Origin of the sequence: Nitrospira sp., from assembly GCA_035968315.1 — a bacterium.
Classification (GTDB): Bacteria; Nitrospirota; Nitrospiria; order Nitrospirales; family Nitrospiraceae; genus Nitrospira_D.
Genome location: JAVYIN010000005.1, coordinates 981,654 through 1,006,940, shown reverse-complemented (window position 1 = coordinate 1,006,940; position 25,287 = coordinate 981,654). Strand labels below are relative to the sequence as shown.

Genomic DNA, 25,287 nt, shown 5'->3' with positions numbered 1-25,287 from the left:
CGCATCAGAATCACAGCGTCAACACAGGGGAATCAGCGCTTCTTTCGTAGGGGGGACGGGGCGGCTGTACGTTCTTGAACGGACAAATTTGGACGATGTGTGAATGCGAATGTCTGGAATCCAGCGGCCAGCACCCATGATCGGGCGCTGGCCGCCGGGGAATCATTCGTTACTGGGGAGCCATGGCGGTCTTCGGGGCCTGGCAGGCCCCCGGCGTCATGTAGAGCAGATAGTTGCCCATGCCGTGCTGGAGTTCCGCTTTGTGCAAGGGGTGATGGTGCACCATCACCATTTCATAGTCGTTCGACTGCAAGACGGTAAACCCGCCGCCGTTTTTGTAGACTTGGTGCGCCTGGAACTCACGGAAGGTGCCGTCGAGATCCACGTCTGGCACCGTCCGCAATAACGTCCGTTTGTTCGTGTTGTCTTCGAGCGAAATCATCAAGAGTTCGTCATGGCCGTGAGGATAGGCAAACTTGACGCAGCCGTCCATGAGGAACTTGAGCGGCGCACGGTGCACCTGAACGCCCGGCTTGATTTCGATGCCTTCATCGGTTTGGTCGGCGCCGCGCTGGTTGAATTTGCTGTAGCAGACGACATTGACGCCGACTTGGTAGACATCCAATTCCTTCACCGGCTTATCGGCCGGCGCCATATACATGGTGAAGGTGGCCATCACATCCTTGGTCGGCGGCGCTTTGTGGTAAAAGGCCACGATCGACATCAGGTGTTCGCCCTTCGCGAGTTTGACCCCGTAGCCGTCGGGGAAATGGGTCTCCGTCATTTCCAGTCCCGCGCCGGCGAAGAAGAGTGGCTCGCCCGGGCAAGAGACGCTGGGCTTGTCGTTGTTCATCATCAGGATGTGGTGGAGATAATTTCTCGGCAATTCCTGGCCGGCCTTGGTAAACACGGCGGATTTGTAGCCGACCATGTACATATCCTTCGGCAGTTGAAAGTGATGTTTCGGCATGGAGGCCGCCAATTCGCCATCGTGGCTGGTTGGGAGGTCGATCGGGCCGAAGGTCAGCGTGATCATGTTGTCGGTGATGGTGACGCTTGTCATTGTTTGGTTTTTGAGCGTGGGGACGGCATGATGTTGGTGACCGCCATCGGCCAGCGCCGCTGAGCCCCATCCGAGCGAAAGCAAACAGGTGAGAATCCAGAACATAGTGCCTCCAAGGTCAAGGTAAGGTGAAGTGTCGATGCGGGAGTAGCGGGAATGCGCAGGGACGGTCGAGTCGAAAGGATGGAGTCTGGGGGTCATTGAGCCTGCGGCACGGGAGTCAGGCGTTTCCATTGGTACGAGCCGCCATGCTCACGCGGAGGAATGTTTTTGTGGGTACCCACGCGCGTGTACCACCACACGCCTTTGGCCTGGGTTCCGTCTTCGGACAGCAACAATTCAAACCCGCCTTCACGGTCATTGCCGGGCTGTTGCCAGGTGCCTTGCCAGAGGCGATCCGCAAAGGACGTCGTTGTAAAGCGACCGCCATGCTGGGTGTAGGGGCCATTGCCAGATTTATCGAGCGTGGTTTTGTAGCGTTTATCGTCTTCGACTTCCAGAACTTCCCATTCTCCGCTCAGATTGGGCGCCGGTATTATCGATGGAGCAGTCATGGGCGGACGGGCTGATGGCGGCGATTGCGCGGGTGCGGGTGAAGGTGTGACGACGGCGAGCCCACAGCTCAAGAGACTTGCCCCTATCACGATGGGCCATGGCCTGTCTGGCATGAAAGTCCTTCTTTTGATGAATGACCGGGCACACCTGCTCCGTGAGCACCTTTGGCAGGCTACACGCGCTCTTGAATGTTGTCAACGGTGTGTATTCTGAGATTGGGCAATGACAACGACCGTCACATTGTCGAGGCCGCCGCGCGCGAGGGCTGCCTCGATCAGTGTATCGCCGGCACGAACCGGATCCTTGCCGGAGTGTTTCATGATCAGCGCAATATCCTGGTCTTCCAGCATTTTGGTGAGCCCGTCGGAGCAGAGGAGAATCAGGTCGTCCGGTTGCAGCGGATGTGAGGCGATATCCGGTGTGGCCGTGGCCGAAATCCCGACGGCTTTCGTCAAAACATGCCGGTCCGGGTGAGTCTTGGCCGATTCCGGCGTGAGGATGCCGTGCGCCAAGTACTTCTCGATCATCGTGTGATCGCGGGTGAGCGGAGTCAGGGTGCCGCCCCGGTAGAGATAGGCCCGGCTGTCTCCCAGATGGGCGATGTGAGCGACCGCCGTCGGTTGGGGCGTCAGCAACAGGGCGACGAGCGTGGTCCCCATATGGCTGAGCGCCGGGTCACGCTTGGCGCGGTCGCGTACGGTCTGGTGAGCCGCCGTCATCAGCGTCTGGAGGATGTCGTGAGGGGAATCGAGCCCGTGGCCAACCGTCTGTTCGATGTGCGCGCTGGCCACCGCCATCGCGGTGTGTGCCGCCACGTCGCCTCCGGCATGTCCGCCCATGCCATCGGCGACGGCCCAGAAGCCGAGCTGATCGAGGGCCAGGAAGCAGTCCTGATTCATCGCACGCACGAGGCCGATATCGGTCCGCCCTATGCCGGTCCAGGCGGTCATAGCGGGGCCCCCTGCTCGCGGGCGGTGGCTGGCCCGAGTCCGCCGGCGGAGGGCGGGCCAAATCGTGTGAGCAGCTCGTCATACAGCAGGCGGGCCAGCGGGGCGAGATTGGCCGTGTCGGCGGCATTGTAGTCCCGGAGCAACTCAAGGGCCGCGGCATCTCCGGCACACCAGTCGGTCCACAAGCGCACGGCGTCCCAGCCGTCGAGTCCCTGCAGTGCCGAGGCCCGCTCGATCCCGATGTCGTGTTCGATCTGTTTTAACCCGCCCCGGCGGCCGACGCGGCGGGCGGCGAAACAGAGATCGAAATGGGGCATGGAGAACGTGAGGCGGGGGAATTTCGCCCGCAGGTAGGGGACGTCGAATGTCGAGCCGAAGAATGTCACGAGCAGATCGCATTGATCCAGCTCGGCTTGGAGCCGGTCGGAGGTGAGGTTTTCGCCCCGGATCAGGCTGAGCGTTTCGCCGTTGCGATGCAGGCCGACGAGCGTGACCTCGCCCTCATGCGGCGCCGTGCCGGTGGTTTCAATGTCGAGATAGAGTGTCCGTGACGGATTGACCGGGAAAAACCGCCAGTGTTCCCGGCTGGGAAGGCGGGAGGCAAAATAGGGCAGGTGGCCGGCGTCAAATTGGGCCTGTGCCAGAGCGAGTTCTCCGTCGTACCATTGTTTCCGATGGGGTGAGAGGCCGGAGATCCGTGGTTGCTTGAGGAAGTGCTCCCAGGTAAGGAGGCCCTCTTGCCAAAAGCGGCGTTCGGTCGCCGGGCCGACACCTGAGAGGAGCACAAAGGTAGAGGTCAACATCTGGTCTCGATTCTAGCAGGATGCCGAATCCCGCTGCCACCCCGTTGCCTTGATTTCAGAAGAGGAGACCGGTTAGAGTCCGCAGTCACCGGCGGTTTCCACCGCGATTGCCTTACTTTCCATGGGGATCAGCGCACGTCATGACAGAACCAGCCAAGCGGATTCGCATCACGGTCGGGGGGATTCAACTCGAAGCGGAGCTCAAGCCGTCGAAAACGGCCGGCGAGGTCTACGCCGCGCTGCCGATCGACGCGCCGATCAATACGTGGGGGGAGGAGTTCTATTTCAAGCTGCCCGGCGTGAAGGATTATCGCGAGACGGCGACGAATCAGGTCAAGGTCGGCGATGTGGCTTTTTGGGGAGCCGGACAAGTGCTGGCTATTTTCTTCGGCCGGACGCCCATGAGCATGGGGCCTGATCCTGTGCCCGCCGATCGCGTCAATGTGATCGGCAAGATCGTCGGCGATGCGTCGCAATTGCGCCGGGTCATGGAAGCGCCGACCATTCGCGTGGAGCGCGTGTAACCCGATGCGGCTGTCGAAAGAACGTGTCCGGCACATGGCCGAATCGCTCGCCACCCGCTTGCAACAGGATGGGCATCTGGAGATCACGGGAGATCGCAAGGCCTTTGTCGAGGCGATTGATCAGGCGATCACCGGTGAGCTGTCGATCGAAGACAAGCTGAATGCGGAAGTGCGGCAGATGCTCAAGGCCTACGAAAAGCAAATCGAACAGGGCCAGGTCGATTACCAGAAGATGTTCACGATGGTGAAGACGAAGCTGGTGCGCGAGCGGGGGATCATCCTGTAATGCGTGAAATGTGAAAGGTAAAACGTGAAACGCGGCATGATTGAGCGTGTTCTTGAAGCTCCTTTCACCTTTTACGTCTCACGTTTCACGGATTTGATATGTTGAGTGAAGATAAAGTCAGCCATCTCTCCCACATCATCCTGCAGGCGGTGAAGAAGAGCCCGCTGGTCAAGATGACGGGCGAGGACGGGCCGGTGCTGAAGGATATTAAGAAGGTCCTGGCGGCGGAGCTGGCGCAGGAAGAAGACATCGACCGGAAGGTCAGAGCCAAGCTCTCCTCCTATTCGCGGGGGATTGTCGAAGGCAGCTCCGAGTGGGAGGTGCTGTATCGGAAGACCTTTGAGGAAGAGCTTCGCAGGCATAGCAGAGGGTGATGGCATGATGCATCGGCGGGTGACAACTGCTCTGGCGCTGCTGGGCGTTGTGCTGTTGCTGGTCAGCGCGGCGGCCTGTTCCAAAAACAAGGCCAAGCCGTTGGTGCCGCTGGCCTTGGAGGCCGGAGCCTCCCCGCTGGCCTTGAGCCTGAATGAGCAGGGGACGCAAGCTTACCGGGCACGGGATTTTGACGCGGCGAAGGGGTATTTCTCCCAGACAGTAACGGCGGCGCCCCAGTCGGGTCCGGCCCATTACAATTATGCCTTGGCCCTCAATGCGCTGGGCGAGACGGAGGCGGCGCGGAAGCAGTTTATCGAGGCGGCCAATTTTGCGCCGGGGGATAAAATTATTTGGGATTCACCGGCGCTGTCGCCCTACGGCAATCCTGAGACGGAAGAAAAGAAAGTCGCCGCGCCGCAGAATCCCAATCGGCGGAGTGGCATGGGTGGGCGATAGCCAGCGGGGTGTGGGGGCGGATCGTCGAGATTGGGAGCGCGAAGCGGAGCAGAGGAGCGGAGCATGAGCAAGGAATTGGCCATCGGAGAGAAGGCGCCGGAATTGGGGCTGCCGGATCAGGACGGCAATAGGGTGTCCTTGAAGGATTTCAAGGGGAAGCAGGTGGTGGTGTATTTCTATCCGAAGGACGATACGCCGGGGTGCACGCAGGAGTCCTGCGATTTTCGCGATTCGATGGCGCCGATCAAGAAAGCCGGGGCCGTGGTCGTGGGCGTGAGTTTCGACGGGCAGGCCTCCCATCAGAAGTTCATCAAGAAGTTCAGTTTGCCGTTTACGCTGCTCAGTGACACAGAGAAGACAGCCGCCAATGCCTATGGGGTCTATAAAGAGAAGAGCATGTACGGCAAGAAGTATTGGGGCATCGAGCGCAGCACGTTTGTCATCGATCAACAAGGCCTGCTCAAGGCGATCTTCCGCAAGGTCAAGGTGACGGGGCATGTCGAGGAAGTCCTCGAGGCATTGAAAGCCTGATTCGTTCTGTTTCTCTCCACCGTGATGTCTATGGTGATGCGGCCCATGATGTTTTTCTTCCGCGGGGCCTGCCTTCTCTCGTGCCTTGCGCTCTCATTCTCTACGCACAATAGCCTGGCGGCCGACAAGGCCGCCGCGATTCTGTGGGTGAAGGACGGTCTGACCTCGCCCAATCAGCCCGTGACCATCGAAGCCAAGCTGGTGTCAAAAGGGCTTGTGGCGAACGCAGGGCTGGGGGGGGAACCGCTTGAGCTGGTCGTCAACGGCCAGGTGGTTGGCACGGCGATGACCGGAGGAGATGGACGGGCCTTTCTCTCCTATACTCCGAAGGCGCAGGGCGTTTTACCGGTGCAGGTTCGAGTCGGCGACAGTCCGCGAGTCGGCCCGGCAGAAGGCCAGGCCAACCTGGTGGTCTGGGAACGGCGCAATCCGATCGTCGTGATCGAGTGGCCGGCGCTGGTGGATGACTCGCAGGTGAATAATCCATTGCCCGGCCTCGGCCTCCAGCTGGAATTTGACCGGACGCCGATGCCCGATGCGGCGGATGAACTCGCCAAGCTGACGCAGTTCTACTATCGCGTGATCTATGTGGTTCCTTCGGCGACTGGGGAGGATGGGTTTCACAAACAGGCCATGGTCAGGGCATGGCTGAAGGCGCACACGTTTCCGCCCGGCTATGTCGCATTGCTTCCTCCCGGCGAGCAGGCATTGGGGGCGCAAATCGATGCGTGGCATGAAGCCGGGTGGAGAACGGTCAAGACTGGGATCGGCCGCACCAAAGCATTTGCCGAGGCCTTCTTGCAGCGGCGGCTTGAGGCGGTCATGGTGCCTGAGCCGGCCAAAGGCGAAGCCCCGCGCAAAGCGAAAATCGCCAAAGAGTGGAAAGAGATCCGGAAGAAGCTGTAGCCGATCCCGTGGTCGCTGTTTCTTTGCCCTCTTCTTTCGATTAGTATGAAGCCTGTTCCTTCTCTGTTGTGAGGCTCTTCCGATGAAAGCCAAAACCAGTTTTTCCTGCCAGGCCTGCGGCCATCAATCGCCTCGCTGGATCGGCCGGTGCCCGGATTGCGGCGGCTGGAACACGATGAAGGAAGAGCGGCAGGCGCCGACCGGCAAGGGGCGTCCGGCGGCCATGAAAACCGCGCAGGCGAAGGCGACTCCCATTGCGGAGATTGAAGTGGTCGGAGAAGACCGGCGGCTGACCGGCATCGGGGAGTTCGACCGGGTGCTGGGCGGAGGGGTGATTCCCGGCGCCGTGATTCTGATCGGCGGAGATCCCGGCATCGGCAAGACCACGCTGCTCTTGCAGGCCTTGCCTCGCCTGGCCTCGAAGGAGGCGCCGGTGCTCTATGTGTCCGGGGAAGAATCCCCTCGCCAGATCAAGATGCGCGGGCAGCGGTTGGGCATCGAACATCCGAATCTCTTGATCCTGGCCGAGACCTCCCTCGAACAAATGCTAAAAGCGATTCAAGAGATCCAGCCGGCGGCGATTGTCGTCGATTCGATCCAGACCGTGTATACCGAACAGATTACGTCGGCGCCCGGCAGCATCAGCCAGGTGCAGGAAGTGGCCGGACAGTTGATGTGGTTTGCCAAGCGGGCGGGCGTCCCGGTGTTCATCATCGGCCACGTCACGAAGGAAGGCGCGATTGCGGGCCCGCGCTTGCTGGAACATATCGTGGATACCGTCTTGTATTTTGAAGGTGACAAGGGACACAGCTATCGCATTCTGCGGGCGGTGAAAAACCGGTTTGGCTCCACGAACGAAATCGGTGTGTTCGAGATGAAGGATGGCGGACTGGAAGAGGTCAGCAATCCCTCCGAATTGTTCTTGGCCGAGCGGCCGCAACGGAGCACCGGCTCGGTGGTGGTGTCGAGCCTCGAAGGGAGCCGGCCGATTCTCGTGGAATTACAGGCGCTGGTGTCTTCGACCAGCTACGCGATGCCCAAGCGGATGGCGAATGGCGTGGAATTGAACCGGGTCTCGCTGTTGCTGGCGGTCATGGAGAAGCGGCTGGGCATGCATCTCTCCGGGCAGGATGTCTATGTCAACGTGGTCGGCGGGATGCATATCGATGAGCCGGCCATCGATCTGGGGATCGTCGCTGCGGTCACATCGAGTTTGCGCGAAGTGCCGATTGAGCCCGGTTTGCTCGTCCTGGGCGAAGTGGGATTGGGAGGAGAAGTGCGCGCGGTGAGCCAGGCGGAGCTGCGCATCCGCGAAGCGGCGAAGATGGGATTCAAACGGTGCCTGTTGCCGGAGCGGAACATCGCCAAGATCGAGCCGGTGGACGGCATAGAGTTGATCGGAATTACGGAAGTGGGAGAGGCGCTCGATGTGGTCCTGGCTTAAAAAGGGCGTACGGTTCACGCTTCACGTGTCACGTTTCACAGTATTCTGTCTGCTCGTGGCCGGCTGTGCGACGGCGCCTGTTCGTGAAGAACCGGCGCTCAAGCAGGCGACGGCCGAAGAATTGACCACGCTCTTGCGCCAGCGCGAGTCCGCGATTCAGACGATGAAGGGGCTCTTCAGTGCCAAGGTGCGAGGCGGCCTCATTCCGATTACGACCAGGGTCGAGGGGGCCGTCTATTATCGGCGGCCCAACAGCATGCGGTTGCGCGGCTTTACTCCGGTCGGAGGAGAGCTGTTTGAATTCGTGCAGGCGGAGGATCTGTACATGCTGCGGCTGCCGACGATGGGACGGGTCTTGACCGGCCGCCAGTCGGAGATGAACGAGATGGGCAAGATGGCTCGGCCGTTTCAGCTCAGCGTCTGGGCGATGGCTGGCGTGCTGGGTACGAGCGCGATTGGAAAAGACGAGTCTATAAAACTGGCCGAAGACGGCGACCGGTACCGGCTGGATGTGTACGGCGTACGGCAGGATGCTGTGCAGGCCGGGCCGCAGCTACTTCGGCGCATGTGGTTCGACCGGCGGACGTTGTTGGTTGTGCAGGAAGACCGGCTGAATGGAAATGGCGAGGTCGATGCGTCGATTCGGTACGAGGACTTCCGGCCCATCGGCGAGGCGGTGCTGCCGGTCAATGGCAAGGCCGATACACGCTTGCTTCGTCCGTTCAAAGTGTCTCTGGAAGATGGCCGGGGTCAGGGGAGCGTGCAGGTGCTGTTTCATGAAATCCTGCCCAATCAGGAACTCAAGAGCGGAGATCTCGGTCAGGTATCCTCCAGCCCTGTTTCCACTGGATCAGTTTCATGAACGTGTTGGCGGTTGATACAGCCACCTCCTGGCAGAGCGTGGCGCTCCTTGATGGCGCGGCTGTGGTGGCGCGGCAGGATCAAGAGGCGGCCGGTTCTCATGGGGCGTTGCTGTTGCCGGCGATCGAGCGAGTATTGGCCGAGGCGGGGATGACGCTGGCGCAGCTGGATGGGCTGGCCTGCTCCATCGGCCCCGGGTCCTTTACCGGCCTGCGGGTCGGCGCGGCGACGCTGCTCGGCTTGCGGGCGGCCACCGATTTGCCGCTGGCCCTCGTTCCGACGCTTGAGGCCATGGCGTGGAATCTACAAGGCCACGAGTCTCCATTGTGCCCCGTCCTCACGAGCCGCAAGGGGGAGCTGTATTGGGCGGTATTTCAGTGGCGCAACGGCACGACGCTCGACCGGATTCTCCCTGAGCAGGTGGGCGCACCTCAGGCCTGCGCCCAGAGTCTCACCGGCGCCACCGTCCTTTTCGGAGAGGGCTGGACGTCGATGGAGGCGGAGATTCGTGCCGCGCTGCGTCCGGCGGCATCCGTTATCACGGTGCCGTCCGGCCTCTCCAAACCCTCGGCGGTCAGTGTCGGGTTGGCGGGGATCGAACGATTGCGCCGCGGGGAAATAGCCGGCGAGGAGGTGGCGCCGGTCTATGTCCAGCGGGCCGAGGCGGAAGTGAAATTTGAACAATCGGGCGGGCTCTCGCCGGTCGCCCGCCGGCAGGCCCGTGTGGCCATCAAAACCACAGCCCGCGCGGGTCGCCAGCGTCCGCCGGCCAGGAAGTCGCATGGCTAGCCCCATCCAGATCGTTCCCGCCACGCTTGACGACCTGCCGGATTTGGTGCGGCTGGAAGAAGCTTGCTTCTCGGCCCCCTGGACGCGCAAAATGTTGACTGCCGAATTGACGGGGAATCAGTTCGCCCATTTTCTGGTTGCCCGTGACGCCGGGGGCATTCTTGGCTATCTCTGCTATTGGATCGTGTTTGAAGAAGTACGATTGATGAATCTGGCCGTGGTCGACAGCATGCGCCGCCGGGGGATTGCCGCCAGGCTTGTCGAAGAGGCGTTGCGAACCGGCCTTGCCCAGGCCGCCACCCGCGCGGTGCTGGAAGTTCGTGCGTCGAATCAGGCCGCGCTGGCGCTGTATCGGCGGTTCGGGTTTGTGGAGGTTTCGACGCGCCGCCAGTATTACACCAATCCCATTGAAGATGCCGTGCTCATGGAGCTGGAACCGATTGTTTCCAGGACCGGTGCAGGGCACGGCCGTGCGTCAGCCATCGAAGGAGGATCCATTTCCGCTCACTAATCTGACCAGGAGGTGTGGCATGCAGACGGAGCAGGGAATCGCCGAGCAACTTCGCCGGTCGAGCCATGAATTCCGGACCATCGAAGAAACCCACCATCGGCTGGACGGCGAATTGACGGAATTGCAGAAACGGCATGTGCTGACGCCGCAGGAAGAACTCGCGAAGAAGCAGTTGCAGAAAGAAAAGCTGGCGATGAAGGACAAGATGGCGGAATTGATCCGCCTGTTTCAGACAAAGCGGTAACCCGCCGCTGATGAAGGAATCACCCCGGGCCGCCGGTTCAGCCGCCGGCCCGGTCTACGCACCATGGCCCAACTCATCAATCCGCTGGCCGCCCATATTCAGACCGTCAAGCGGCGATTGATCGTCATCGGGGCCACGATCCTGACCGCGCTGATTGTCACCTTTTCGTTTTCCGCCGAGATGGTCGCGTGGCTCAACCGGCCGTTTCCCAATCAGCTGGTGTTCTACGGACCGACCGAGGCGCTGTTTGCATCCATCAAAGTGTCGTTTCTCTCGGCCATCATTCTGAGCCTGCCGGTGATCTTCTATCAGTGCTGGAAGTTCGTCGAGCCGGCCTTGCTGCCGAAGGAACAGCGGTGGGCCATTCCGTTGTTCATGCTGGCGGGGGGGCTATTCGGGCTGGGGCTCGTGTTCTGTAATCTCGTGATTCTGCCGCTGGTCATCGACTTTTTTGTGAGCTTCGGCATGGACCGGGATATCACCCCGCAGCTGAGCGTCGGCACCTATATCGATTTCAATGTGAAGTTTTTGCTCATCTTCGGCTGTGCCTTCGAGCTGCCGCTGGCGATGACGCTGCTGGCGCGCGCGGGCGTGGTCACGGGCAAGGTCTTCGCCCAGTATCGCAGGCATGCGATCCTGACCACGCTGATCATTTCCGCGATCGTCACGCCGGACGCGACGCTCTTCACGATGCTCCTGATGGCGGTGCCGATGATGGTGCTGTATGAGATCGGCATTCTGGGCGCCAGACTGTTCGGCAAGGGGCAGGACAGCGGAGGGGTGGATCTGCCGTTGGATCCGGATTTGCCGATTGGCACGGCGGGAACCAGGGTGCGATAAGGATGGGACGGCGATGAACGCGCTTATTCGGTTTATTCTGGCCGGCTCCGTGCTGTGCGCCCAGCTAGACGGCATGGCGTGGGCGGAGCCTTCTGCGCCACAATCGGGCGTGCCGTCCCCTCATGGCGACGTGCCGGCGGCCGGAGCGTTTGGCCCAGACGGGCCATTCGGCCAGACCATTGCGAGTGTGCAGGCCCTGACCCTCTCCGGCAAAGAGATCGTCTATGCCGGATCATTTGGCAACGGGATTTTTCGCAGCGGCGATCGGGGCGGCACCTGGGCGCCGGTCGGCGCCGGCGTCACCGATCCCTTTATCCTGAGCCTGGCGACCGGACGGGATGGCGTGGTCTACGCCGGCACGTTTCGCGGCGGGGTGTTCCGATCGAAGGACGAGGGCAAGACCTGGCAAGCCATCAATGCCGGATTCAAGCGGCTGGAGATCAAGGCCCTGCTCGTTACGCACGAGGGCGTGTATGCGGGCACGAGCGACGGGGTCTACGGGCTGAATCAAGCCGGCGACCGCTGGACTATCGTGACGGCGGGACTCACCGATATTCTCGTCCATGCGCTGGCCCGTTCGGCTGACGGCACGCTCTATGCCGGCACTTCGGGCAAGGGGGTGCTCCGGTTCAAACAGAACGCCAGCGGATGGGACCGGGTGCGGCATGGCCTCAAAGATCATGAGGGCATGATCGAAAACTATATCCGGGTGCTGGCCATCGATCGGGATCAGGGTATTTTAGCCGGCACGTTCGACGGCGGGGTGTTCCGCAGCGCCGACGGCGGCACGACCTGGCGCTCGATCAGCCGCGCCTTGCCCAACGATTCCATTCGCGGTCTCGTGATCCTCGACGAGGGCCTGGTCGTGGCGACGGGGAACGGGATCTTTAAGACGATCGACAAGGGGCGTCAGTGGATCCCGGTGAATAAGGGCCTCACCAACCTCTCCATCCAGGCGATGGTCGGCGGGAGTGACGGCGCCTTGTATGCCGGGACGAGTTCAGGCGTGTTTCGCAGCGACGATCATGCCACGTGGGTGGCGATCAACCAAGGCATGGAGGCAGGGCTCGTCCCGCCGCCGTTCCGCTTCCGATAACTCATGGAAAGGATCTAGGAATATGGCTGATGCAAGCGCGAAGACCAGGGCCACGATTGCGGTGGCGAGCAAGGGGCAGCCGTTGGGCGAGATCGTGCTGCAGTTTTTTCCCGATGTCGCCCCCGGGCATGTGGAAAACTTCACGAAGCTGGCGAGAGAGGGCTTCTACAACGGGACGACGTTTCATCGCGTCATTCCCGGCTTCATGATCCAGGGCGGCGATCCCAACAGCAAGAACCCGGATCGTTCCATGCACGGCATGGGTGGGCCCGGCTACAAGATCAAGGCCGAGTTCAACAGCAAGCCGCACAAGCGGGGCATCGTCTCCATGGCGCGCTCCAACGATCCGAACAGCGCGGGCTCGCAGTTCTTCATCTGCGTGGCGGATGCCAACTTTCTCGACTGGCAATACACCGTGTTTGCCGAAGTTGTGAGCGGGATGGACGTGGCCGACAAAGTGGTGGCCATGAAGCGCGACGGCAACGACAATCCCCTCGAGCGTGTCGAGATGACGGTCACGATCAGCGAGTAACGTGAAACGTGAAAGGTGAAACGTAACAGGTGAGTGCCACGATCCGGACCGTCTCACGTCTCACGTCTTACGTTTTACGAGGCGCACTCGTGTGCGCCGTCCTCGCCGGCTGCCCCATTCCCCAGGTGCCCTCGCGGACGATCTACGAAGATCCCGTGAACTATGTGCGGCTGGAGCAGGAGGAGCATTTTCTGCCGGAGTGGCCGCCGAGCCAGCACAGCCATCCGGCGATCATTGGGCCAGAGACGCTGCGCGGGATTTTTCAGGGGCTGATGATCCAGGAGCGCCGGATCTGGCTGCAGAACTGGCTGCAAGGGGAGGCCCCCTTTACGCCGGCGTTTCAGGAGGAGGAGCTGGCCATCTTGTCGGTCCATGTGGCCGACGCGCTGGCCAAAGCCCAGCCCAATGAGCGGGTGACCTTCTATCTCAGCCTGCCGCAGACCTCCACAAAACGGGTGATTACCTCCGGCGGGCTCTACGTCAAGGACGATGAGCTGCATCTGATCTTGGGGAATTGGCAGATTGTGTACGGCATTCCCACGTACGGGATGATCTATGACCGCCGGTATCCCATGCGGCCCACCGCCGCCAAGGGATTCGATCTCTTCTTCCAGCCGCATGAAGCGATGCGGCGCACCGAGAGTAGCTGGATCGACGGTGTGCTGGCCAACGGGGCGGACGAGGTGGTCATCAACCTTGCGAAGCTGGCCGCGCTGAAGGCCGAGACTCCCACGAAGCCTACCGACTAGCCGGATCGATCTCCAGCTGGGCCTGCCCTCCCGAGGCATAGGCCAGCGTGACCTCGGCAATCTTGTAATCGTACTGGGCTTCAGCCAATTTCGTCTGGGCCGCCGTGAGGCCCACTTCCGATTGGGTCACCTCCACGATCGAGCCGAGGCCGAGTTTGTAGCGCTGCTTGGCCAGGCTTAAGGCCTCCTGTGCCGTTTTGACCAGTTCTTCCGCCAGCTTGATCTGTTGGGTGAACGTCACCGTGTCGAGGTAGGCGTTTGTCACCTGCTGCGTGAGCGCCTGTTCGATATTGTTGCTCTGGGCCAGCGCGGCAGCCTCCTGAGCGCTCGCTTCCTTCACCTGATTTTCGATCAGCCCGCCCGTAAACAGCGGCATGGAGACCATCCCGCCCGCCGCCCACCAGCCGCCCGTCGCCACGTTGCGGTTGGGATCGAACGTGTCGTAGTAGCCGCCGCTTGCAATCGCGGAGACAGTCGGCAGGTACTGGCTTTTCATGGCCCGCTTCTTCGCTTCGGCCGAAGCCGTCTGTTCTTTGGCCCGTTTGAGTTCCGGATGCGCCAGGCTATCCGCGATCAGGTCGCTCAGCGCGCGCGGAATTTTCACGTCGGTGGTGACGTCTTCCAGCGTATAGTCGTCCGACCCGGCGATGCCCATGGTGCGGTTGAGGTCGGCGAAACTGGCCTTAAGGTCGTTGCGGCTGCGGACCAGCAGCGATTCCGCGTTCACCAGCTCCACCTTGACCAGATCCAGATCCAGTTTGGACTTGAGCTGCTGCCGGTAGAGCGTCTCGATCTGTCCGGTGATGATGCCGCGCTCCCGCACGGTTTCTTCCGCGATGCGCACGAGCCGTTGCCGCTTCAGGCTGTTCAGATAGCTGCGTTGAATGGAAACGATCACCAGCGCGCGCCGGGCGTGGACGTCCTGCTCCTGGGCCCGCTCGCCGTACTGGGATGACTCCACCAGATTCTTGGTGAAGCCGAAATCGTAGATCCGCTGGCTGGCCAGGACGCCGGCGGTATAGGTGCTCAAGTTGGGCTGGAGCAAGCCGCCGCCGACAAGGAAGCGGGGATTCAGGCGGCCGGACCCGGCTGTGCCGTCGGCGTTCGCAAATACTTGAGGATAATAGAGCGATTTGGTTTGATCCGTCCTGGCGCTGGAGGCGGCGAGGCCGGCGTTGGCCTCCTGCACGATCGGATGGTTCTGCAGGCCGGTTTCAATCGCCTGCTGCAATCCGAGAAAGCGCCCTTTGGCCGCCGAGTCGGCCGGACCGGATGGCTGCGCCTGGGTGGGTGCTGCCATCGGCAGTGCGAGCACGAGCATCAAGAAAAACAGGGTCGGCATCATGGTTTGGCTCCTTGCGTCGTGGGAGGGGGGCTCTGAGGCTGAGGCGGCACTCCCGCCGACTTCCGCTCAAACTTTTGTTGCGAGGGTTTTGCCTCTGGCAGTTTGAAGGGCGAGACCTGGACAGGGCTGCCTTCCAGCAGCTTTCTCTTGCCGACCACGACGACCTCTTCATCGCCGCTGAGGCCGGTCGTGACCTCCATCCACTTGCCGTCCGTGATGCCGGTTTGCACCGGGACCGACTTCGCCTTGCCCTGCTCGACAATAAAGACCGATTTTCCCTTCGTGCCGCTGATGATGGCCTGTGGCGGGAGCACCAGCGCATTCGGGATCTCGCGCAGGCCCAGCGACACTTCGGCAAAGGTGCCGGGGCGCAGCGCGTGGCCGGGATTGGGCAAGTCGATTTCCACCAGCAGGCTGCGCGTGGAGGGGTCGAGCGCCAGCGTGGACCGGGTGACGGTGCCTGTAAAGGCCCGATCCGGCAGTTCCTTCACTTTCACGGTGGCGTTGGTCTTGCCAGGGACAATCCAGGGAGAATCGTCCTGCGGCACGTTCGTGTACACGCGCACAGTGTCCAAATCCATGATGGTGAAGAGAGGAATCGCATTCGTGGCGGAGGAGGTCGCCACTTGGATCAAGGCGCCGGGATCGGCGAACCGCGCCGTCACGATGCCGTCGTAGGGGGCGCGCACCTTCGTGTATTCGCGCATGGCGGCCCGCTGCTGCATGAGATTCTTGGCCCCATGGTAGGTGGCTTCGGCCACGTCCACGTCCTGCTTCGCGATCACGTCCGGCGATTCCTTCCAGACCTTGTCGAGCCGCTCGAACGTGATCTTCTTGATTTTGTAGTCGGCGACGGCCTGCTGATACTGCTCTTCGACTTCAGGGGCGTCGATGATGGCGACGACTTCGTCCTTCTTCACATGGTCGCCTTTGTCCGGGCCGATCCATTTCAAATAGCCGGAGACCTTCGCATAGAGCGTGGTCTGGTAGCGCGGCGAGACATTAGCCGGGAGCGCGATGGTATAGACCAGCGGTTGCCGCGCCGGCTTTGTGACCTGTACATCGACGGGGTGAGTGGGATCGATCTCCACGGGCGCGCCGTTGGCGGAGCCGTTCTCAGCCGGGGCCGGCTTGGGGGGGCTGTCCTGTTTCGCCTGCGGCGGAGGCTGCTCCCGTTGACAGCCAGCGGCGGCTAGCAGAAGAGCGAGCAGGATGGTGAGAGACGAGTGCATCATAGTATTAGAGATCCTCTCCGGTCGCTGACGGGGTCACTGGTTCAATGATAGGCACCCGGCGTCCCAGTACGAGAGCATGCATCACAGGCACGACCAGCAGGGTCATCATCGTGGACACTGCAAGTCCGCCGACGACCGCGCGGGCGAGGGGCACCATGGTTTCATTGCCTTCGCCGAATCCCAAGGCGAGCGGCAAGAGCCCGAGGATCGTGGCCAGGGCGGTCATGAGGATGGGCCGGATGCGGCGCTTGCCCGCTTCCAACACCGCCTGTTCCGCCGACGCGCCGGCGTCCACCATCCGGTTGGCAAAGTCCACGAGCAAGATGCTGTTCGACACCACGATGCCCATCATCATGAGGGTGCCGATCATCGACTCCACGTTCACCGACGTATTCGTGAAATGGAGCATGAGCACGGTGCCGATCCAGCCGAGCGGCACCGCGACCAGAATGATCAACGGATCGATGAAGGAGCGGAACAGCCCGACCATCACGAGATAGATCAGCAGCACGGCCAGCGGCAGGGCCAGGGCGAAATTGCTGAAGGCGGAACGCATGTTGGCCACTTCGCCTTTGAGCTGGATCGTCACGTCTTTCGGCAGGGGCACGGTGGCGAGCGCCTGTTCGATGTCTTTGGCGACGTGGCCCAGATCGTTGCCGACCGGCGTCACCAGCACATCGATGAGCCGGGAGAGGTCGTAGTGATCGACCGAGTCCGGCCCGGTTTTCATGTTCAGGGAGGCCACATCACGCAGCAGCACGGGCGGGCCGCGCCGTTCGTCGCCGGAGGCGTAGAAGCCGTTGGAGAGGTCGAGATTGCGTCCCGCGAAGGGTGTGTTCTGAAGCGCGATGGTCGAGCCGGTCGTGCCACCCGTGGTGAGGGACGAAGTTGGTCCCAGCGCCGTGCGCGCCCCGATGATCGGGATGTTCAGCAGGTCTTCCGTCTTCGTCAGGGACTGTTCAGGAAATTGGGCCAGCAGGAAATAGCCGTTGGCGGTTTTGGGATCGAGCCAAAAGTTCGGGCTCAAGGCGATGTTCGAGCTGATGCCGGTGATCACGTCCACGATCACGCGATCCTGGGTGATGCCGTAGTAGGCGGCTTTCGTCCGGTCCACGTCGATGTGCAGTTCGGGATAGCTCTTGCCCTGCTTGATGCGCACATCCACCGTGTTCGGCACCTGGGCGACTTTCTGCTGGATAGCTTCCGCCACCGGGCGAATGAGATCCAGCGACGGGCCCTTCACCTGAATATCGATCGGCGCGCGCAGGCCGAAGTTCAGCACGTCGCTGATGATGCCGCCGGTTTGAAAGGAGACTTCTACACCGGGGAGGGACTCGCGCAACTTGGTTCGCAGGGTTGAGACATAGTCGTCGGTCTTTCCTTCGTGGCCGGTGACGAGATTCACCAGCACGAAGGCGGTGTGGTTGCCGGTGTTGGGGGCGAATCTGGCCGCGTCGCCGAAATAGAGGCCGGTGTTGGAGATCACCTCTTCCAGGTCCTGCTTCGGGATCGTCTCCTGCACCAGCTTTTCGATGTCGGCCACAATCGCCGTCGTCTTTTCGATGCGCGAGCCTTCCGGCGCGCTCACAAGCATGGTGAAGTTGCCGGCATCGACCTTGGGGAAGAACTCGCTGTGGAGGCGCGGCAGCAGCAAGGCGCCGGTCCCAATGAGGGCGAGCAGGGCCAAGCCGATCACGACCGGCTTGAAGCGCACGCCCGCCCTGAGCACCGGTTCGTAGATGGCCAGCACGAAGCGGAACCAATCTTTGTCCTCGTGCCCCTTGCCGCCCGCCTCGCCGCCATGTCCTCCGTGATAGAGCCGCGACAAGACCACCGGCGTCACCGTCATCGAGACGGCATAGTCCGCCAGCATGGCGAAGGCCACGGTCATGGCTAGTGGGACGAAGAGGTACTTAATGATGCCGGAGAAGAACATGATCGGCAGGTAGACGATCAAAATGCAGATCGTCGCCACGAGGATGGGCAACGTCAGTTCGACGGCACTGTCCTCCGCCGCCGTGCGGCCGTCCTTTCCCATTTCCAGATGACGGTGCAGGTTCTCCTGCACGACGATGTTGTTATCCAGCAGGGTGCCGATCACCAGGGCCAAGCCGCCCAACGTCATGATGTTCACCGACTGGCCGGTCAGGTAGAGCGCGACCAGCGCGGCGGTGAGCGAGAGGGGAATGGCCAGGCCGACGACGAGCGCCGCCTTGATGCTCCGCAGGAACAGGAAGATCATCAATCCCGCGAGCCCTGCGCCCAGCAACCCTTCCTTTTGGAGGTTGGTGATGGCCTGCCGGATATAGAGCGACTGGTCGTAGAGAAACTTCACCGTGGCGCCGGCGGGAATCTCGGTCAGCTTCGGCAGTTTCGCGCGAATCCCATCCGTGACTTCCAGCGTATTGGCGCCTTCCTGCCGGGTGATGGGGATGTACGTCGCCTCACGGCCGTTCACCCGTACGATGGACGTCTGAATCGCCGCACTGTCCGCCGCCGTGCCGATATCGCGCACCAGGATCGGCGTGCCGTTCACCACTTTGATGGGAATGTCGTTGATCTTGTCCACCGCGTCGATGAGGCTGTTGGAATAGACGTAGTAGTCCAGATCGCCGATCTTGATATCGCCCGCCGGGATGATCGCGCTCTGCGAGTTGATCGCCTTCACGACGTCCGAGGGGGAGATGCCGCGCGCGAGCATGCGCGATTGGTCCATGAACACGGTGATCTGCCGGACTTTGCCGCCCAGCGGAGGGCCGAACGAAATGCCGGGGATTGTGGCGATCTGCTGGCGCACGGTGAAATAGGCCAGGTCGCGGATGTCCTTCGGTCCGAGCGTTTCGCTGCTCACGGAGAGCAGCCCCACCGGCAGGCTCGATACGCCGAACTTATAGACGGAAGGCGGATAGACGCCCGGCGGCAGGAGCCGGATGATGCTGTAGGCCAGGCTGGTCAGCTCCGACTGGGCCGAATCGATGCTGTATTCCGGCTGGAAGAAGACTTTGATGTAGCTCATCCCGGCGAGCGACTGCGACTCGATGTGCTCCACGTAGCTGGCTTCGACGAAGCGCTGCTCCATCTTGAGCGTGATGGCCCCTTCCATCTCGCTGGGACTCATGCCGCGGTAGAAGGTGGTGACAAGGATCGTGGGGATTTTGATTTCCGGGAAGATGTCCACCCGCATCTTCTGGTACGACACGCCGCCCAGCACCAGCGCGATCATGCAGATGGCAAAGACAGCGTAGGGATTTTTCAGCGCCGCTTTGGTCAGCATGGGGTTCCAATCATTGACGGTACTCTGTTTCGATCCAGCCAAAAGCGGCAGAGATCGCCGCTGCATTGAATGAGTTCCGCAAAGGTGCCGGGTTTTACGACATAGCCATTGGCTCCGCCGGCATAACAGCGAGCGACATCCTGCTGGTCATCCGACGTGGTGAAGATGACGATGGGGATCGCGGCAAACCGCGCATCAGACCTGAGCCGTTTCAACAACTCGCAGCCGTCCTCACCGCGAAGGTGGAGGTCCAACAGAATGAGGGAAGGGAGGGAGTGCGAGACGGCTGGCATGGTCTCTGTGCTCGCGGAACGCGCGGTCGAAGACTCCCCTCGTTCGACGCGCGCAGTGGAGACCACGCCAGCCGTCTCGCTAGAGGAGTATTGGATAGGTGATTGGTGATAACGGTCCTCAAGAAAATGAAACGCCGCCTCGGCATCCTGCTCGGTAAAGAGGGCGACATCGAGCCCGGTCTGCTTCAGCGCCAGGCGAAACAGTTCGCACTCGCCGGGGCTGTCGTCGATCAAGAGTATGGAAGAATGAGTCGGCATCGGTGAAATGTATCAGCAGGGACCGTGCCGAGGACGATAGGGGATGGAGTGATGGCGGAATGCTGCGGAATAACAGTGAGTTAATCGGTAAAAGTCATGCGAACGACGAACGACGAGATACGAGAAACGATCTAAGAGTTGGGGAGAAATTCCAGAGGGGGATGGAGAAATTCCAGAGGGAGGATTGCCTGGAGGAAAATGCGGGGTTAGAAGAAGAGGCTAGCTGGCCTTCTTCATCTCTCCCGCCAACAGGTCGTTGATGAGTGATTGGTAGGGAACTTCCCGCTCGGCTGCGAGGGATTTCAGCCAGCGGAGCACATTAGAATCTAGCCGGATGGCAATGAGTTGCCGCCGCTCCTCGCCCAAAGGAGGTCGTCCTATTCGACGCATAGAGGCAAGTTGCCGGTCGGAGAGTGGAGGGATGTCCGAATAATCAATCTTTCGCTTCTTGGTAGCGCTTTTTTTCTTTCCGGTTCGCCCGTCGCGCACTGATGACTCTGATAGTTTTTTCATGGCCGTGGCTCCTGAGCGTATACGCGATGACGAGAATGTGACCGGCTGCCGATTGTGCCAGCCGGAATCGTCTCGTTTCCGTGGTCGAGTGGGCGACGTCCTCACCGTCAAGGCCGGCTGAGTCAAAGAAGGCCGTACCGGCTTCTTCAAAGGAGACCCCATGCTTGGTCTTGTTGCTGGTGGCCTTCCTGGGGTCCCATTCGAACACCAGTTATGTATATACGAAACTGGTGCTGTAGGCAACACTGGCGGACTTCCGGCATCGCGAATCCTGCTGCCACGATCTCGCAAGTCTTTAGGCGAGAGACAAGAAGGTCATCGCTGCGTGCTTGTTCGATTTGTAGCGTATATGCTATGTTTCCGAAAGAGGGAGAATGCACGTCTATCGAGCAAGGTGCCGGTACGCCGCCTGGTCCATGACGGCGCGGTGTTTCGGATCGAGTTCTACATCGCTCCGGGCGGGGCTGCTCCGGCAGAAGCCTGCAAGAAAGACTGTGAGGGGAGAGGGAAACATGAAAGCTAAAGCAGCAAGAACGGGCAAGGGGTGGCTGGATAGAAAACTGGCAGATTCGAAGTTTCGCAAAGGGTTCGAGGCGGAAATGCAGAAGCTAGCCATTGGTGAGCAGCTTTCCCGGCTGCGTCAAGAGGCCGGACTGACTCAGGCGCAAGTGGCGCAGCGAGCGAAAACCACGGCCTCGGCCATCAGCCGGTACGAAAACGCGGAGTACGATCGCTATGAACTTCGCACGCTGCAGAGGATTGTCCTGGCCTGCGGCGGGCGGCTCGATATTACGCTGGTGCCTGGGCCTCACACCCACCGGGCCGCGTAAGCGTGGCCATCGCGCACAGTGAGACGGGGATGGCCTGGACTGCATCGCGTCGCGCAGTCGGAAAAAGGCTCACGACCACGTTGGTTTCTCCCGAATGCGTGATTGCAAGACCTGACCCTCGTTCTTTGACAGATAAGGAGGAAATATGGCTGAGAATACCTATGTGATAGTGGCCGTGGTTCTAGTGTGCACATTGGGCACCTGGATGGCATACAACGCCCATCTTATTATTCAGAGGCTTGCGGCTATCGAAGTCCTGCTAGGTAGAATTATTGAGCTTTTAGATCGGACGGAACGGAGGCTCTAGCCAATGACTGGTGATGGAGTTGTAACCAACGGTGATGACGTTGGTGGAGTGAAGCGCATCGCTCTTGATACGGATGCTATCAATTCGCTCGTGAGCACAAAATTGTTGGATGAAATCAGTGCAGCCGCCAAGCAACGTGGCATCGTTTTCGTACTCATCCACGTAGTCAGGGATCAGCTTGCCCAGACGAGTGATGCGGGGCGCCGCGCACAGCTTCTGGAGGTATATGATGTGCTCCCGATCATTGAACTCCCTACTTCCGGCTTCGTGCTTGGGATCTCTAGGTTGGGCCACGCCGAGATAAAGGATTCCGCCGCTGAGCTAGAAGTGTTCACCACTAGTGGGCGCGGCAAAATGCAGGATGCGCTAATCGGTGCCACTGCTGCAGCCAAGGCTGACGTGTTGGTCACTGATGATCGTACACTCACGAAGCGAGTCATGGCTCATACCATGCGATGCGAGATCTGGACATTTGAACGACTCGTCCGTTTCCTGCTCGAAAAGGAGGAATGAAATATGAAGTTAGCAATGATCGTTGTCCTCACGGCCTTAATAACCGCTACGTCTACGATCGTCCTTGCCGACTGTGCTTGGATTCTCTGGCATGACTTGCAAGTAATTTTACCAGGGGATAGTAGTTCAAAAGAATGGACCGTAGTCGGAACTGCGAAGACTTTTGAAGAGTGTGTAGAACTACAAGAGAAGGCACTCGCAGACCACTTCACGAGGCTTAAGAATAAGAATGATAATATTTCAGGCGCCGAGGAAACCATTTTACGAGGTGGTCCCAGGATTGTCACCTCTAATAAGAATGGGAAGATTGAAATCAGATACTCCTGTTGGCCTGAAAGTCGTGATCCGCGACACTAAAGAAGTGCCTCGCCGGACGAATAAGCGGGTCGGAAACAAAGGGGTCGGGAATCTTTTTCTGAATGTCCAGCTCCGCCATCCGAGTTCGGCGTTACCGTGTTTCGTAATAATCGATCAGCCGCTCTTGCAGCATCTGGCTTGGCGCTGATTCGGTAGCTGATGGAGTACTCGGTTCCTGCCGCGTGAGTTCTTTAATCCAGTTGCCTGCGCCGTCGTATTCATAGGTGGTGATCCATCGGCTCGTCCCACCGTGCTGAAGGGTCTCGGTCGTCGTCCGGATCCGTTTCCCCACCTCGTCGTACTCGTGCGTAACTCTTCCTGCGACTACTCCACCGGGGCTGTAACTGGTCACCGCGATCAATCTGCCTTGGCTGTCATAGGTGCGGCCTGACTCGCCCAGCAATTGCCCTTCTCTGTATTGCCCTGAATAGAGGAGGCGTCCGAGGACATCGAACAGATTTCGGCTCGTCCCTGCTCTGTCGGCACGGATCGTTTCGGACAGGGTTCCGTGCCGGTCGTAGCGTGAAAATTCCACATGGTGAAACTCGCCTTCTTGCGAGGCGGCGGCCACGGCTGTTTCCAGGCCGTCTGGGTCGTGCGCGTAGGCGAAGAGTTTGCGGTAGCTGAGCGTCCCGTCGGTCTCATAGGCGTTCTCTTCTTGCAGCTCGCCTCGCTGGCCATAGGTAAAGACATACCGGACTGAGGTGTGTTCGTCCCGTTGATAGATGAGTGCCTCGGTCAGATTGCCCGCGCGATCATAGGTGTCAGCGAAGGACGAGTCTGGTGTCATGGTGACGACGGATCGAACCGGACCGATCAGATCATTCTTTTCTCTGGCCGTCTTGCCTGAGGCGGCGGAAGCAGATGCGAAAAGGAATGAGGCCAGCAGCCCTATGGCGGCACATCGGAGTCGCACGTTGTCCCTCCCTATATAAAAGTATTCTAGGCCTGCGGAAGGACAAGAAGAAAGAAGGCGCGGTTCTTTTAATGGCACATCTGGGTCTGTGCGTCCGGCCTGGCTGCTCCTCCCGCATGGACAGGCTGCTGTTTCACGATTGCCGCGAGCCGGTTCATTGAGCCGGCAAATACGAGGAATTCGTCGCGGTCGAAATGGAGCGTGACGGCGCCGCAGGTCACGTGCAGCCGTCCGCATTCGCACAGCACCAACTTCGTCGGTCCAAGGATCTGTAAATTCTTCTCCCTCACGGCAGTCTCCTTTCGGCTTGGCAGGCAATGGGTACTGGACAGTGGTCAGATAAAGTCATGGTTCACGCGCAACCGCAGGATGCCCATCCGGTCGATTACGAATGTGTGGCATCGCTGGGCCTCCTCCGCGACGGCGACGCCGAATGACCGGCGGATGCGCCCGCAAAGATCGGCCAAGACCGGTGTGGCGAGGGTATTCCTTTGGTCCGCCCACAAGCGACGCAAGGGGTAGGCGCTGGAGCAGACGATCAGCAGGGCTGCGCCAAGCTCCTGCAGCCGGTGTGCTTGCCAATCGATCTTTTCCGCCGAAATCAGCCTGGCATCAGGCGGAAAGCACAGCGCGACAACCGTATCGGCATATTGTGCACCACGCAGATAGGTGAGACGGTCTCCAATGAGTGCCGGCCCCTGAAAATCCAACGCATACGTTCCGGTTTGTTTCACGGCGCTTCTCCTATTGTGTGAGCCGATTGCGTGAAGACCCGCGGCCTATCGATCTTCCTGCCGGGGTGAACCAGGGCTGGAGATCCCGGCGAAACCATCCGCAGTTGACGCATTTCACCCCCGCCATTGGTCCGTAGTAGTCCAGCACTCTGTCAACGACTAACAATCCACCGCATTTCTGGCATGCTCCGGTCATCGCTTCTCCTTTCGTGTAGGCAGTCATTCCTGATTGCCGACTGTGTGTAGCGTCGTGCTGATAATAAAAAAGCCCAAGGCATCGGCTGATGCCTTGGGCTCCGGTCTTTACGACCTCTGGCCTCGCGAAGACTCGTGTTGGAAGGGCAAATCGGAAAGGACGTCGCCGATTCGCTCATGATATCTATTCTCATTATCAATATATGGCGTGGTTGTCAACTGCTTTCCTGGAAAATATTTTCTGTGCGGGGACTCGTTGGCATTTTCTTGGCAAGACTCTGAAATGGTTTTCCGCCTGCCTCCGTCCACCGTCCCTCCGTATCAGGAAATCAAGAGCCAAGGGTCTTGTGAATCATGTCATGACTGCCGTGCCCCCTCCCAAGGTGGGATAGCGTTCGTTTAGTTTATCCGGGTACAATCCGCCCTTAAGAGGTCATGGAGGTGTGATGGTGCCTTCTCACTATGCTCGGACCTATCCTCGGTTTCCGCTCCACTGTCCCGTCATTATTGGCGGGACGTCATTTGTCGGCGAAGGGGTTCTGACCAACCTGTCGCTGAAGGGCTGTTCGGTCATGTGTGACCGGGAGCTGCTCCGTGGCAGCGATGTCCGCGTGAGTGTTCTGCTGCCCGATCAACCATCGGCCCTGCCGATCGACCTGGGCACGGTCAAATGGGTGGAGGGGCATCAGTTCGGAGTGGAGTTTCTTCGTCTGCCATTTGAGGCCCGGCAACGGCTCAATGGCGCATTGCGTCTAGAGCTCATTCGCACGCTGAAGTCCCGGGCGGATGAACAGAAGGGCCTGAGCGTATTTTCAGAATATCCCAGTTCTGCTGCTGCCAGTCCTCCTCGTTCCTGACTCGTCGATTGCCCCGTACAACCTGCCAGGTTTGGGTGAAGGACTTTCCTCGCTAGTGAATGGTATTGGCTACAATTTCTATAGTCTCTGTAAAATCATATACATAAAGCATTGGTCGGTGGATGGAGTGACCTCTATTCCCTTC

30 protein-coding genes are annotated in these 25,287 nt (G+C 60.1%); 18 read left to right on the top strand and 12 right to left on the bottom strand.

Annotated elements, in window-relative coordinates:
- Positions 1-169 precede the first annotated feature (169 nt).
- From RI101_08485 to RI101_08470, 4 genes are all read right to left on the bottom strand, one after another.
- Entirely contained in the window at positions 170-1,168 is a 999-nt protein-coding gene (locus RI101_08485; protein MEC4890085.1) for a hypothetical protein, read from the bottom strand.
- 92 nt (positions 1,169-1,260) lie between these two features.
- On the bottom strand, positions 1,261-1,617 hold the full coding sequence (locus tag RI101_08480; GenBank protein ID MEC4890084.1) for a hypothetical protein: 357 nt from the start codon (positions 1,615-1,617) through the stop codon (positions 1,261-1,263).
- Between the two features lie 195 nt (positions 1,618-1,812).
- Entirely contained in the window at positions 1,813-2,568 is a 756-nt protein-coding gene (locus RI101_08475) for a protein phosphatase 2C domain-containing protein (protein ID MEC4890083.1), read from the bottom strand.
- Positions 2,565-3,371: a ribonuclease H-like domain-containing protein gene (locus tag RI101_08470; GenBank protein MEC4890082.1), complete on the bottom strand. Its 807-nt coding sequence runs from the start codon at positions 3,369-3,371 to the stop codon at positions 2,565-2,567. The genes RI101_08475 and RI101_08470 overlap by 4 nt, the downstream gene beginning before the upstream one ends.
- 140 nt (positions 3,372-3,511) lie before the next feature.
- Here RI101_08470 and RI101_08465 point away from each other — a divergent pair, with 140 nt between their 5' ends.
- The 15 genes from RI101_08465 (at position 3,512) to RI101_08395 (ending at position 13,515) form a co-directional block, all read left to right on the top strand.
- Positions 3,512-3,895: a cyclophilin-like fold protein gene (locus tag RI101_08465; protein ID MEC4890081.1), complete on the top strand. Its 384-nt coding sequence runs from the start codon at positions 3,512-3,514 to the stop codon at positions 3,893-3,895.
- A 4-nt stretch (positions 3,896-3,899) separates the two neighbouring features.
- Entirely contained in the window at positions 3,900-4,181 is a 282-nt protein-coding gene (locus tag RI101_08460) for a DUF507 family protein (GenBank protein MEC4890080.1), read from the top strand.
- Positions 4,182-4,279: 98 nt separating this feature from the next.
- Entirely contained in the window at positions 4,280-4,555 is a 276-nt protein-coding gene (locus RI101_08455; protein MEC4890079.1) for a DUF507 family protein, read from the top strand.
- Positions 4,556-4,559: 4 nt separating this feature from the next.
- Entirely contained in the window at positions 4,560-5,012 is a 453-nt protein-coding gene (locus tag RI101_08450; GenBank protein ID MEC4890078.1) for a tetratricopeptide repeat protein, read from the top strand.
- Between the two features lie 63 nt (positions 5,013-5,075).
- Complete coding sequence (bcp, locus tag RI101_08445) at positions 5,076-5,543, top strand: thioredoxin-dependent thiol peroxidase (protein ID MEC4890077.1); 468 nt, start codon at positions 5,076-5,078, stop codon at positions 5,541-5,543.
- 45 nt (positions 5,544-5,588) lie between these two features.
- On the top strand, positions 5,589-6,449 hold the full coding sequence (locus RI101_08440; GenBank protein ID MEC4890076.1) for a hypothetical protein: 861 nt from the start codon (positions 5,589-5,591) through the stop codon (positions 6,447-6,449).
- An 82-nt stretch (positions 6,450-6,531) separates the two neighbouring features.
- Positions 6,532-7,893: a DNA repair protein RadA gene (gene radA, locus RI101_08435; protein ID MEC4890075.1), complete on the top strand. Its 1,362-nt coding sequence runs from the start codon at positions 6,532-6,534 to the stop codon at positions 7,891-7,893.
- Positions 7,877-8,755 (top strand): hypothetical protein, encoded by an 879-nt coding sequence (locus RI101_08430; protein MEC4890074.1) that lies wholly within the window; start codon positions 7,877-7,879, stop codon positions 8,753-8,755. Before radA ends, RI101_08430 begins: the two co-directional genes overlap by 17 nt.
- Entirely contained in the window at positions 8,752-9,543 is a 792-nt protein-coding gene (gene tsaB, locus RI101_08425) for a tRNA (adenosine(37)-N6)-threonylcarbamoyltransferase complex dimerization subunit type 1 TsaB (protein ID MEC4890073.1), read from the top strand. The genes RI101_08430 and tsaB overlap by 4 nt, the downstream gene beginning before the upstream one ends.
- Positions 9,536-10,054 carry a ribosomal protein S18-alanine N-acetyltransferase gene (rimI, locus tag RI101_08420; GenBank protein MEC4890072.1) on the top strand — a complete coding sequence of 173 codons (519 nt, stop codon included), beginning with the start codon at positions 9,536-9,538 and terminating at the stop codon, positions 10,052-10,054. Before tsaB ends, rimI begins: the two co-directional genes overlap by 8 nt.
- A 19-nt stretch (positions 10,055-10,073) precedes the next feature.
- Positions 10,074-10,298, top strand: a complete 225-nt coding sequence (locus RI101_08415; GenBank protein MEC4890071.1) for a YdcH family protein — start codon at positions 10,074-10,076, stop codon at positions 10,296-10,298.
- Between the two features lie 63 nt (positions 10,299-10,361).
- A complete protein-coding gene (tatC, locus tag RI101_08410; GenBank protein MEC4890070.1) occupies positions 10,362-11,138 on the top strand; it encodes a twin-arginine translocase subunit TatC in 777 nt (258 codons plus the stop codon).
- A gap of 13 nt (positions 11,139-11,151) precedes the next feature.
- A complete protein-coding gene (locus RI101_08405) occupies positions 11,152-12,234 on the top strand; it encodes a hypothetical protein (GenBank protein ID MEC4890069.1) in 1,083 nt (360 codons plus the stop codon).
- Positions 12,235-12,256: 22 nt separating this feature from the next.
- A complete protein-coding gene (locus tag RI101_08400) occupies positions 12,257-12,766 on the top strand; it encodes a peptidylprolyl isomerase (GenBank protein ID MEC4890068.1) in 510 nt (169 codons plus the stop codon).
- 89 nt (positions 12,767-12,855) lie between these two features.
- Complete coding sequence (locus RI101_08395) at positions 12,856-13,515, top strand: hypothetical protein (GenBank protein MEC4890067.1); 660 nt, start codon at positions 12,856-12,858, stop codon at positions 13,513-13,515.
- Here the strand turns inward: RI101_08395 and RI101_08390 are convergent.
- The 5 genes from RI101_08390 to RI101_08370 form a co-directional block, all read right to left on the bottom strand.
- Positions 13,505-14,860, bottom strand: a complete 1,356-nt coding sequence (locus tag RI101_08390) for a TolC family protein (GenBank protein MEC4890066.1) — start codon at positions 14,858-14,860, stop codon at positions 13,505-13,507. The genes RI101_08395 and RI101_08390 overlap by 11 nt on opposite strands.
- Complete coding sequence (locus RI101_08385) at positions 14,857-16,095, bottom strand: efflux RND transporter periplasmic adaptor subunit (GenBank protein ID MEC4890065.1); 1,239 nt, start codon at positions 16,093-16,095, stop codon at positions 14,857-14,859. Before RI101_08385 ends, RI101_08390 begins: the two co-directional genes overlap by 4 nt.
- 4 nt (positions 16,096-16,099) lie before the next feature.
- Positions 16,100-19,369, bottom strand: a complete 3,270-nt coding sequence (locus RI101_08380) for an efflux RND transporter permease subunit (GenBank protein ID MEC4890064.1) — start codon at positions 19,367-19,369, stop codon at positions 16,100-16,102.
- Positions 19,363-19,920 carry a response regulator gene (locus RI101_08375; GenBank protein MEC4890063.1) on the bottom strand — a complete coding sequence of 186 codons (558 nt, stop codon included), beginning with the start codon at positions 19,918-19,920 and terminating at the stop codon, positions 19,363-19,365. Before RI101_08375 ends, RI101_08380 begins: the two co-directional genes overlap by 7 nt.
- A gap of 219 nt (positions 19,921-20,139) precedes the next feature.
- The gene (locus RI101_08370; GenBank protein ID MEC4890062.1) at positions 20,140-20,433 is read right to left on the bottom strand and encodes a BrnA antitoxin family protein; all 294 of its coding nucleotides are present in this window, start codon (positions 20,431-20,433) and stop codon (positions 20,140-20,142) included.
- A 512-nt stretch (positions 20,434-20,945) separates the two neighbouring features.
- Here RI101_08370 and RI101_08365 point away from each other — a divergent pair.
- Positions 20,946-21,263 carry a helix-turn-helix transcriptional regulator gene (locus RI101_08365; protein MEC4890061.1) on the top strand — a complete coding sequence of 106 codons (318 nt, stop codon included), beginning with the start codon at positions 20,946-20,948 and terminating at the stop codon, positions 21,261-21,263.
- 310 nt (positions 21,264-21,573) lie between these two features.
- Positions 21,574-22,083 carry a hypothetical protein gene (locus RI101_08360; protein ID MEC4890060.1) on the top strand — a complete coding sequence of 170 codons (510 nt, stop codon included), beginning with the start codon at positions 21,574-21,576 and terminating at the stop codon, positions 22,081-22,083.
- Between the two features lie 448 nt (positions 22,084-22,531).
- On the opposite strand, the gene RI101_08355 is transcribed toward RI101_08360, so the two are convergent.
- The 3 genes from RI101_08355 to RI101_08345 form a co-directional block, all read right to left on the bottom strand.
- Positions 22,532-23,356: a hypothetical protein gene (locus tag RI101_08355; protein ID MEC4890059.1), complete on the bottom strand. Its 825-nt coding sequence runs from the start codon at positions 23,354-23,356 to the stop codon at positions 22,532-22,534.
- Positions 23,357-23,424: 68 nt separating this feature from the next.
- Positions 23,425-23,646: a hypothetical protein gene (locus RI101_08350; protein ID MEC4890058.1), complete on the bottom strand. Its 222-nt coding sequence runs from the start codon at positions 23,644-23,646 to the stop codon at positions 23,425-23,427.
- Positions 23,647-23,691: 45 nt separating this feature from the next.
- On the bottom strand, positions 23,692-24,090 hold the full coding sequence (locus RI101_08345) for a redoxin domain-containing protein (protein ID MEC4890057.1): 399 nt from the start codon (positions 24,088-24,090) through the stop codon (positions 23,692-23,694).
- A 641-nt stretch (positions 24,091-24,731) separates the two neighbouring features.
- On the opposite strand from RI101_08345, the gene RI101_08340 reads away from it, so the two are divergent.
- Positions 24,732-25,142, top strand: coding sequence for a PilZ domain-containing protein (locus RI101_08340; GenBank protein MEC4890056.1), 411 nt, complete (start codon positions 24,732-24,734; stop codon positions 25,140-25,142).
- Positions 25,143-25,287 lie beyond the last annotated feature (145 nt).

Coding starts and splice junctions, on each gene's coding strand:
- RI101_08485 (MEC4890085.1), bottom strand. CDS start 1,168: ATGTTCTGGATTCTCACCTGTTTGCTTTCGCTCGGATGGGGCTCAGCG.
- RI101_08480 (MEC4890084.1), bottom strand. CDS start 1,617: ATGACTGCTCCATCGATAATACCGGCGCCCAATCTGAGCGGAGAATGG.
- RI101_08475 (MEC4890083.1), bottom strand. CDS start 2,568: ATGACCGCCTGGACCGGCATAGGGCGGACCGATATCGGCCTCGTGCGT.
- RI101_08470 (MEC4890082.1), bottom strand. CDS start 3,371: ATGTTGACCTCTACCTTTGTGCTCCTCTCAGGTGTCGGCCCGGCGACC.
- RI101_08465 (MEC4890081.1), top strand. CDS start 3,512: ATGACAGAACCAGCCAAGCGGATTCGCATCACGGTCGGGGGGATTCAA.
- RI101_08460 (MEC4890080.1), top strand. CDS start 3,900: ATGCGGCTGTCGAAAGAACGTGTCCGGCACATGGCCGAATCGCTCGCC.
- RI101_08455 (MEC4890079.1), top strand. CDS start 4,280: ATGTTGAGTGAAGATAAAGTCAGCCATCTCTCCCACATCATCCTGCAG.
- RI101_08450 (MEC4890078.1), top strand. CDS start 4,560: ATGATGCATCGGCGGGTGACAACTGCTCTGGCGCTGCTGGGCGTTGTG.
- bcp (MEC4890077.1), top strand. CDS start 5,076: ATGAGCAAGGAATTGGCCATCGGAGAGAAGGCGCCGGAATTGGGGCTG.
- RI101_08440 (MEC4890076.1), top strand. CDS start 5,589: ATGATGTTTTTCTTCCGCGGGGCCTGCCTTCTCTCGTGCCTTGCGCTC.
- radA (MEC4890075.1), top strand. CDS start 6,532: ATGAAAGCCAAAACCAGTTTTTCCTGCCAGGCCTGCGGCCATCAATCG.
- RI101_08430 (MEC4890074.1), top strand. CDS start 7,877: ATGTGGTCCTGGCTTAAAAAGGGCGTACGGTTCACGCTTCACGTGTCA.
- tsaB (MEC4890073.1), top strand. CDS start 8,752: ATGAACGTGTTGGCGGTTGATACAGCCACCTCCTGGCAGAGCGTGGCG.
- rimI (MEC4890072.1), top strand. CDS start 9,536: ATGGCTAGCCCCATCCAGATCGTTCCCGCCACGCTTGACGACCTGCCG.
- RI101_08415 (MEC4890071.1), top strand. CDS start 10,074: ATGCAGACGGAGCAGGGAATCGCCGAGCAACTTCGCCGGTCGAGCCAT.
- tatC (MEC4890070.1), top strand. CDS start 10,362: ATGGCCCAACTCATCAATCCGCTGGCCGCCCATATTCAGACCGTCAAG.
- RI101_08405 (MEC4890069.1), top strand. CDS start 11,152: ATGAACGCGCTTATTCGGTTTATTCTGGCCGGCTCCGTGCTGTGCGCC.
- RI101_08400 (MEC4890068.1), top strand. CDS start 12,257: ATGGCTGATGCAAGCGCGAAGACCAGGGCCACGATTGCGGTGGCGAGC.
- RI101_08390 (MEC4890066.1), bottom strand. CDS start 14,860: ATGATGCCGACCCTGTTTTTCTTGATGCTCGTGCTCGCACTGCCGATG.
- RI101_08385 (MEC4890065.1), bottom strand. CDS start 16,095: ATGATGCACTCGTCTCTCACCATCCTGCTCGCTCTTCTGCTAGCCGCC.
- RI101_08380 (MEC4890064.1), bottom strand. CDS start 19,369: ATGCTGACCAAAGCGGCGCTGAAAAATCCCTACGCTGTCTTTGCCATC.
- RI101_08375 (MEC4890063.1), bottom strand. CDS start 19,920: ATGCCGACTCATTCTTCCATACTCTTGATCGACGACAGCCCCGGCGAG.
- RI101_08370 (MEC4890062.1), bottom strand. CDS start 20,433: ATGAAAAAACTATCAGAGTCATCAGTGCGCGACGGGCGAACCGGAAAG.
- RI101_08365 (MEC4890061.1), top strand. CDS start 20,946: ATGAAAGCTAAAGCAGCAAGAACGGGCAAGGGGTGGCTGGATAGAAAA.
- RI101_08360 (MEC4890060.1), top strand. CDS start 21,574: ATGACTGGTGATGGAGTTGTAACCAACGGTGATGACGTTGGTGGAGTG.
- RI101_08340 (MEC4890056.1), top strand. CDS start 24,732: ATGGTGCCTTCTCACTATGCTCGGACCTATCCTCGGTTTCCGCTCCAC.